The sequence below is a fragment of the Clostridium sp. NkU-1 genome (assembly GCA_001312405.1).
Window position 1 is genome coordinate 169,608 of the sequence record BBDR01000009.1, and the last position, 7,180, is coordinate 176,787.

12 protein-coding genes are annotated in these 7,180 nt (G+C 46.4%); all 12 read left to right on the plus strand.

Annotated features, from left to right (window positions below; all coding sequences use genetic code 11):
• The first annotated feature begins 12 nt into the window (after nucleotides 1-12).
• A complete protein-coding gene (locus JCM10519_RS30410) occupies nucleotides 13-405 on the plus strand; it encodes a hypothetical protein (RefSeq protein ID WP_347844337.1) in 393 nt (130 codons plus the stop codon).
• Nucleotides 395-1,060 (plus strand): DEAD/DEAH box helicase family protein, encoded by a 666-nt coding sequence (locus JCM10519_RS30415; protein WP_347844338.1) that lies wholly within the window; start codon nucleotides 395-397, stop codon nucleotides 1,058-1,060. The genes JCM10519_RS30410 and JCM10519_RS30415 overlap by 11 nt, the downstream gene beginning before the upstream one ends.
• Nucleotides 991-1,977: a helicase-related protein gene (locus tag JCM10519_RS30420; RefSeq protein WP_347844339.1), complete on the plus strand. Its 987-nt coding sequence runs from the start codon at nucleotides 991-993 to the stop codon at nucleotides 1,975-1,977. Before JCM10519_RS30415 ends, JCM10519_RS30420 begins: the two co-directional genes overlap by 70 nt.
• Before the next feature lie 13 nt (nucleotides 1,978-1,990).
• Nucleotides 1,991-3,400 carry a PriCT-2 domain-containing protein gene (locus tag JCM10519_RS30425; RefSeq protein WP_347844340.1) on the plus strand — a complete coding sequence of 470 codons (1,410 nt, stop codon included), beginning with the start codon at nucleotides 1,991-1,993 and terminating at the stop codon, nucleotides 3,398-3,400.
• On the plus strand, nucleotides 3,333-4,229 hold the full coding sequence (locus JCM10519_RS30430) for an AAA family ATPase (protein ID WP_347844341.1): 897 nt from the start codon (nucleotides 3,333-3,335) through the stop codon (nucleotides 4,227-4,229). The genes JCM10519_RS30425 and JCM10519_RS30430 overlap by 68 nt, the downstream gene beginning before the upstream one ends.
• Before the next feature lie 530 nt (nucleotides 4,230-4,759).
• Complete coding sequence (locus JCM10519_RS15145) at nucleotides 4,760-5,179, plus strand: RusA family crossover junction endodeoxyribonuclease (protein WP_347844342.1); 420 nt, start codon at nucleotides 4,760-4,762, stop codon at nucleotides 5,177-5,179.
• The gene (locus tag JCM10519_RS15150) at nucleotides 5,176-5,394 is read left to right on the plus strand and encodes a hypothetical protein (RefSeq protein WP_054740170.1); all 219 of its coding nucleotides are present in this window, start codon (nucleotides 5,176-5,178) and stop codon (nucleotides 5,392-5,394) included. Before JCM10519_RS15145 ends, JCM10519_RS15150 begins: the two co-directional genes overlap by 4 nt.
• A 326-nt stretch (nucleotides 5,395-5,720) precedes the next feature.
• A complete protein-coding gene (locus tag JCM10519_RS30435) occupies nucleotides 5,721-5,870 on the plus strand; it encodes a hypothetical protein (RefSeq protein ID WP_347844343.1) in 150 nt (49 codons plus the stop codon).
• Nucleotides 5,849-6,094, plus strand: coding sequence for a DUF551 domain-containing protein (locus JCM10519_RS15155; RefSeq protein ID WP_054740172.1), 246 nt, complete (start codon nucleotides 5,849-5,851; stop codon nucleotides 6,092-6,094). Before JCM10519_RS30435 ends, JCM10519_RS15155 begins: the two co-directional genes overlap by 22 nt.
• A 34-nt stretch (nucleotides 6,095-6,128) precedes the next feature.
• Nucleotides 6,129-6,293 (plus strand): hypothetical protein, encoded by a 165-nt coding sequence (locus JCM10519_RS30440; protein ID WP_347844344.1) that lies wholly within the window; start codon nucleotides 6,129-6,131, stop codon nucleotides 6,291-6,293.
• Between the two features lie 358 nt (nucleotides 6,294-6,651).
• Nucleotides 6,652-6,855: a hypothetical protein gene (locus JCM10519_RS15165; protein WP_054740176.1), complete on the plus strand. Its 204-nt coding sequence runs from the start codon at nucleotides 6,652-6,654 to the stop codon at nucleotides 6,853-6,855.
• Nucleotides 6,845-7,180 (plus strand): hypothetical protein (locus JCM10519_RS15170; protein ID WP_054740178.1); only part of this gene is annotated, 336 nt, incomplete at its 3' end. The genes JCM10519_RS15165 and JCM10519_RS15170, both read left to right, overlap by 11 nt.

Consider the following 7,180-nt stretch of genomic DNA (forward strand, 5'->3'; position numbering starts at 1 on the left):
ATCTGGGTCGGAATGAAACAAAGATGCAGAGATGAAAACTCTCCAGATTATTACAGGTATGGAGGAAGAGGGATTCGTGTTTGCTATGAATGGGATAATGATTATCTTTCATTCAGAAATTGGGCAATGCAGAATGGTTATGATGATACTCTTTCAATTGACAGAGTTGATTCAAACGGTAACTATGAACCCGGTAATTGCAGGTGGGAAACTTTTGTAATTCAAAACAACAACAAAAGTGGAAACAGAATTGTTGATTTCGGCGGGGAAAATCTAACGTTAGCGGAATTCGCAAGAAAGTGCAATATACCATATCGCATTGTTAACCAAAGGATTCAAAGGGGCTGGGATATAAGACGTATAGTCTCAACCCCAGTAAAAGGGGTGAAGAAAAATGCAACTTAGGAACTATCAGTCAGAGGCAAAGGCTGCAATCTTTGAAGAATGGGACAAGGGCGTCAAACGGACGCTCTTGGTCCTCCCCACCGGGTGTGGTAAGACAATCGTGTTTGCCAAGGTAACAGAGGATTGTGTACGAAGAGGTAACCGGGTGTTAATCCTGGCTCACCGTGGGGAGCTTTTGGATCAGGCCGCCGATAAGATTGGAAAGGCCACGGGTCTTGGGTGTGCCACCGAGAAGGCGGAGGAAACCTGCCTGGGGAGTTGGTTCCGGGTTGTAGTTGGATCCGTCCAGAGCCTTATGAGAGAAAAGAGACTAAAACAATTCCCGGTGGATTATTTCGACACCATCATTATCGACGAAGCACATCATTGTTTATCCGACAGTTACCAAAAGATTTTAGATTATTTCAAAGGGGCCAACATTCTGGGGGTTACGGCCACACCAGACCGGGGCGACATGAGAAACCTGGGTGAATGTTTTGACAGCCTGGCTTATGAATATACGCTTCCCAAAGCAATTAAGGCCGGGTTCTATCCCCGATCAAAGCCCTTACCATTCCCCTGCAGCTTGATCTTTCAGGTGTTGGTATGCAGTCAGGGGACTTTAAGTCTGGAGATATTGCAACGGCTCTGGATCCATACCTGTATCAGATCGTAGATGAAATGGAAAAGCATTGTAAAGACCGGAAGACCGTTGTATTCCTTCCTCTGGTAAAAACAAGCCAGAAGTTCCGGGATATCTTGAATGAAAAGGGATTTAAGGCTGCCGAGGTAAATGGGGACAGCAAAGACCGGGCGGAGGTCCTGACGGCTTATGACCGGGGAGATTATAACGTTCTCTGCAATTCCATGCTTCTTACGGAAGGCTGGGACTGCCCAAGTGTAGATTGTATTGTGGTGCTTCGACCCACAAAGGTCCGAAGCCTTTACAGCCAGATGGTAGGGCGCGGCACCCGGTTATTCCCAGGAAAAGACCACTTACTATTATTGGACTTCTTATGGCACACGGAACGTCATGAATTATGCCATCCTGCAAGTCTGATCTGTCAGGATGAGGAAGTCGCAAAGAAAATGACGGAGAACATCGAAAAGGCCGGCTGCCCTATAGATATTGAAGAAGCAGAAAAGCAGGCCGCAGAAGATGTTGTCGCTCAAAGAGAGGAAGCACTTGCAAAGCAGCTTAAGGAAATGAGAAACCGTAAAAAGAAGCTGGTGGATCCTCTGCAGTTTGAAATGAGTATCCAGGCAGAGGATCTATCTGGATATGTGCCGGCCTTTGGTTGGGAAATGGCACCTCCATCAGACAGCCAGAAAAGAGAGCTTGAAAAGCGCGGGATTCTCCCTGATCAGATAGACAATGCTGGAAAAGCCAGCTTAATCCTGGATCGTTTGCACAAGCGGCAGGAAGAAAACTTAAGCACACCGAAACAGATCCGCTGCCTGGAAAAGTACGGATTCCAGCACGTAGGAACATGGAACTTTGATTCTGCGAAAAATATGATTGACCGTATCGCAGCGGCAGGTTGGCGGGGAGCTCCTGCAGGTGTAAATCCGCAGGAATACATACCGGAATAAGGAGACTTGAAACATGGATAGTACATACGACCTCATGGAGGTCCTTAATCATATAGACCCATCAGAGCTTGACTACCAGGGTTGGGTTAATGTTGGAATGGCCCTGCAGCATGAAGGGTATTCCGTTGATGTATGGGACCGTTGGAGCATGAATGACCGGCGCTATCACGCAGGTGAATGTGAGCAGAAATGGCGGGGCTTCCACGGGGCCGGTACTCCGGTAACAGGTGGAACCATTGTCCAGTATGCCAGGGATCAGGGATGGACACCTCCCTATGATCCTGGGACAGCCCTTGACTGGAACGACACTATATCGGTGGAAGGTGTAGTCGTTGACGGAAATTGGGTAGAAGGCCGGGAAGTTGTTGAGCCTGATCGGTGGGATCCAGCGAGGGAGCTTATCAAATACTTGGAAACACTCTTTGAAGCTGGCGAGAATGTTGGTTATGTAGTTAAGAGCTACAAAAAGGAAGATGAAGAAAAGTGGGTACCGGCAGACCGCGGGGCCTACGACCGAACTGCAGGACAACTGATTGAGCTCTTATCACAGTGCAATGGGGATATAGGCAGCGTGCTTGGTGACTACGATCCGGAGGGCGGAGCCTGGATCCGATTTAATCCCATGGACGGAAAAGGTGCTAAAAACGAGAATGTAACTGATTTTAAATATGCCCTGGTGGAATCGGACTTGATGGATATTGAGAAGCAGCACGCTATTATTCGGGAGCTGGAGTTACCTGTGGCCTGTCTGGTTCATAGCGGTGGGAAAAGTCTTCACGCCATTGTAAAAATTGATGCTGCTGATTATGCAGAGTACCGGAAGCGTGTGGATTATCTTTATGATATCTGCAAGAAGAATGGACTTGCTATTGATCAGCAGAACCGGAATCCTTCCAGGTTATCCAGAATGCCCGGTGTCATGCGGGGCACTCAGAAACAGTTTATCGTTGATACTAATATAGGAAAAGAGAGCTGGACGGAGTGGAAAGAATGGATTGAGTCCATCAATGATGATCTTCCAGATCCGGAAAGCCTTGATGATGTATGGGAGAACCTTCCAGAGTTGGCCCCTACTCTGATTGATGGAGTGTTAAGACAAGGCCACAAGATGCTGATTGCAGGTCCCTCTAAGGCCGGGAAATCGTTTCTTCAGATAGAAATGTGTATTGCTATAGCTGAGGGAAAACAGTGGCTTAACTGGGCTTGTACGCAGGGAAGGGTTATGTATGTGAACCTGGAGCTTGACCGGGCCAGCTGCCTCCACCGTTTTAAAGATGTATATCAGGCACTTGGGTGGCAGCCTAAGAACCTAAAAAAACATAGATATCTGGAACTTAAGAGGAAAGTCCCGGCCCATGGACAAGCTGGCCCCGATGCTTATACGCAGGGCAGCGAAAAAGAATTACATAGCCATAATCATTGACCCGATCTACAAGGTCATCACTGGTGACGAAAACAGCGCGGATCAGATGTCTAATTTCTGCAACCAGTTTGACAAGGTATGTACAGAGCTTGGTGTGGCGGTGATCTACTGCCATCATCACAGCAAAGGAAGCCAGGGTGGAAAGAAGTCCATGGACCGGGCCAGCGGGTCTGGCGTATTCGCCAGGGATCCGGATGCGCTTATTGACTTAATAGAGCTGGAAGTCACAGAAGAGTTGATGAAACAACAGGAGAACCGAGTAATCTGTGACGCCTGCAGGCAGTACCTTGATGCACACTTTAAATGGGAAGACGACCTTTCTCAGGACGATTTATGCAGTAGCTTCCAGATGCTCAATTATTGCAAAGAGAAGCTGGATAAGTGGCAAATGGCAGCCCTGGAACGCAGCATCGAAGCTGCAAAGGCCAGGGTAAAAGGTATGACCGCCTGGAGGATTGAGGGGACTCTCAGAGAGTTTTCAAAGTTCGATCCGGTGAATCTATGGTTTAATTATCCGGTTCACGCGTTGGATCAATCTGGAGTCCTGGGAGATATTCAGCCAGAGGCAGAGCAGGCGCCGTGGCAAAGAGGGAGCGCAAAGAATAAGAAGAATGCTAAGAACCGAAAAATTGACCGAAAGGCAGCTCTTGAAGAAGCAATAGACGGTAGTAATTTCGGAGAATCCCCCTCCGTAAAAGAGGTTGCGGAGTATCTTGGTATATCAGAAAGAACCGTCCGGGACAGGGTAAAAGAGCATGGTGGATACATAATTGAAGATGGTCTTATTCAGAAAAGTGATGAAAAGCAAGATACGGGAAAGCCTGAATGATAAGGAATCCCCGTCAAGTGATAAATTGCGGGGAACACTTAAAAACAGGCTTCCCCGTTAAAAGGTCAAATGTGTGGGGAAGTCTTAAAATCAGGAATCCCCGTAGTGCGGGGAAGTCTCTATATTATAATATAACATTTTCCCCCGTTACACGTGGTCATGGGGTAGGAAAGGACGGGTCTAAGTTGACACCCGTCCCCTCCCTTCCCCTTCCCATGACAGGGCGAATTTCAAAAGCAAGAATAATTTTGCACATTAAAGAGGTGAAGTGATTGAAGGTGATTGAGATAATTGAAAAAGGTTATCTACCGGAACAGCAAAAACTGATAGATATTTTTAAGCAGCACGCACAAGGTGTATGCCTGAGCTTCCTGTAATCTTTAAGTTACCCAGGGTTGCGAAGTATCGGCAAAGCATTAACAGGATTCCTTGCAAGACAATAGGTGGTAAGGGTGATTGTCATCTAATCTCAATGCATGTCGTAGATTTTGTGAGGCTTATGGTAAGGTGTGGAATTGAGGTGAAGATCTATGAAGGATCAGAAGATGATAAGCAAGACTGAATTTTTTATGCCAATGAAAAAGGTCCCTACCGTGACGCACCAGGAGAAGCAGGTTCATGTGGTTAATGGGAAGCCGGTCTTTTATGAACCGGAAGAGCTGAAAGCAGCAAGGGCGAAATTTCAGGCGCACTTAGGGCAACACGTACCGGAGAAAAGGTTCACCGGTCCTGTGAGGCTGACAACGTGGTGGTGTTTTCCTGTTACTGGCAAGCATAAGAACGGGGAGTATAAGACCAGCAAGCCTGACACGGACAATCTGGTAAAGCTCCTTAAGGATGTTATGACAGAGCTGCGCTTCTGGAAGGACGATGCGCAAGTGGCTTCTGAAGTGATTGAAAAGTACTGGGCGGATCTCCCTGGGATTTATGTGAAGGTGGAAAGCCTATGACGGATCAGGAAGTACAGAAAGCCTTTGAAGAGGTGTATAACAAGTTCTGGCTCAATTACCGGGGAAAGATTCTTACTCGAGGATCAGATGAATGGGAACGCATGAACACCTGGGCCGTGGTCCTGATGAAGAAGTATCCCTTCATGGAGCAGCTGGTGGCGGAATTGATAGCGGAGTTAGGACAAAGAATGTGGAGGCGTGATGATGGCAGGTAAAAAGAAAACCAGTGCCCCCCCCCAACAGGAAAAGGTTTATCTTTGCTCTATCTGTGGCAAGGAGATCCACGGGGAGCACGTGTACATAGAAACCAAGAGAAGAAGTAAGCTGCATATACATTTTGAGTGTATGCCAGGAAGGGGGAATGAATCATGATAGAAAATTGTAAAAATTGTAGATATAAAAACCGGGGCAGCTTACGGTATCCATGCAGTACCGGAGTGTATCAGCTTTATTACTCGCGTAGATGCTTCATGTGGAAAAAGAGGACATGGTGGCAGCGTTTGGCTAAGAAGATTATGAGCGGAAAAGGGGGTAAAAGTTCATGTTAGAGCAAAATGAAATGGAGAATATAGTCACTCCCATGATGGAGGATATATGCGATCACTTGTGCCGGTTTCCTAAGGAGGTCACTGATCAGGAAGCCTGGAGGGAATATGTGCAGAGTGTCAAATGGGAAAGTATGCATGCTTGATATTGAATACATACAACAGGGAGATGCAGAAGTGGATTCCGGTAACTGAGCGATTGCCAGAGGAAGATATGTATTGTTGGGTAACCGTAGAATATCCGGAAAATGTAAGATGCGTTCATAACGGATACTATCAATTAGGCACTGGATTTAAATTAATAGCATCCGGTTGGAGTAATGTTGTCGCATGGGCTCACGAAGATATCTTTAAACCGTATTTAAATTAGGATTTCCTGGAGTGCCAGGAGAAAGAGGTAAGCCATGTTAGTAAAAGAACTGATAAAATTACTGGAAAAATGCCCGCAGGATGATATTTTGCTGATAAATATAGGAGAAGAGGCAGGCACAGACGTTACAGACGTGTTGGTCGGCAGTGGCACGATAAGGGGATTTTCATACCTAAAAATAGAGCCAGATGAAGATTAAAATTAAGATTTAATAGGCATTAAGGGACCAGGTTCCCCGATCACGATGATGTACAAGTTTTATCCTGTGCCTGATATCGTAGGTGGTCACGTAGCAAAAATAATAAGTATATGGGGAGGCTCTTCTCATTTCGGCGATACGGTCAATTTGGATATCAGTGAAAGAACCGTCAAAAAATATGTACCGAAAATAAAGAGGCACGCAATCCCCTTTTTCATTAAAACTTGCAATTACGGGAACTTCTTTTTTTGACAGATAGATCAATGTATGGCATATGCATCACCTCAATAGGGATTATAGCAAACGTACGTTCTTTTTGCGACAGGGAATAAAAGGGAAAATAAAAGGAGTGGATAGATTGAGAAAATCACCAAAAGAGCGCCGGAACCAGTATGTGCAAGCGCAGAGGATCACCACGGCAGAGGCAGCCATAGCATTAAAGGCCCCGCCTGCCATGACCTTCTCTGCAACGATGCCGGCTTATACATATACAAGTTTATGTTCAGATCGGAGGCTACGGGAACCGCCGGTGAAGAAAGGAAAAGTGGATCATGGCATTTGAAAATTTATATGCGGTATATGATGATGGGAAGCTGTTGGGAGAACGTACTTCCAAGGAATGGGAAGTGGCACTGTCCATACCCCGGCAGGCCATTTATGATTATGCCCGTGAAGGAAGAGCCTACAAAGGCCGGTATACGTTTAAGGCGGTGGGGACAGGCATATCCGGTGAAGTCGAAGCCGGCCAGGAGGATCCAGAAATTACGGCACGGGATTTGGAGAAATTTAAGAAGTCTTTGAGGATCGGGGCTCGATTTGTTTATGAGAGTTTCCGCAGGGACTTTGTCAGGGGAACGCGGATTACATCAGAAAAGGTTATTGTAGTA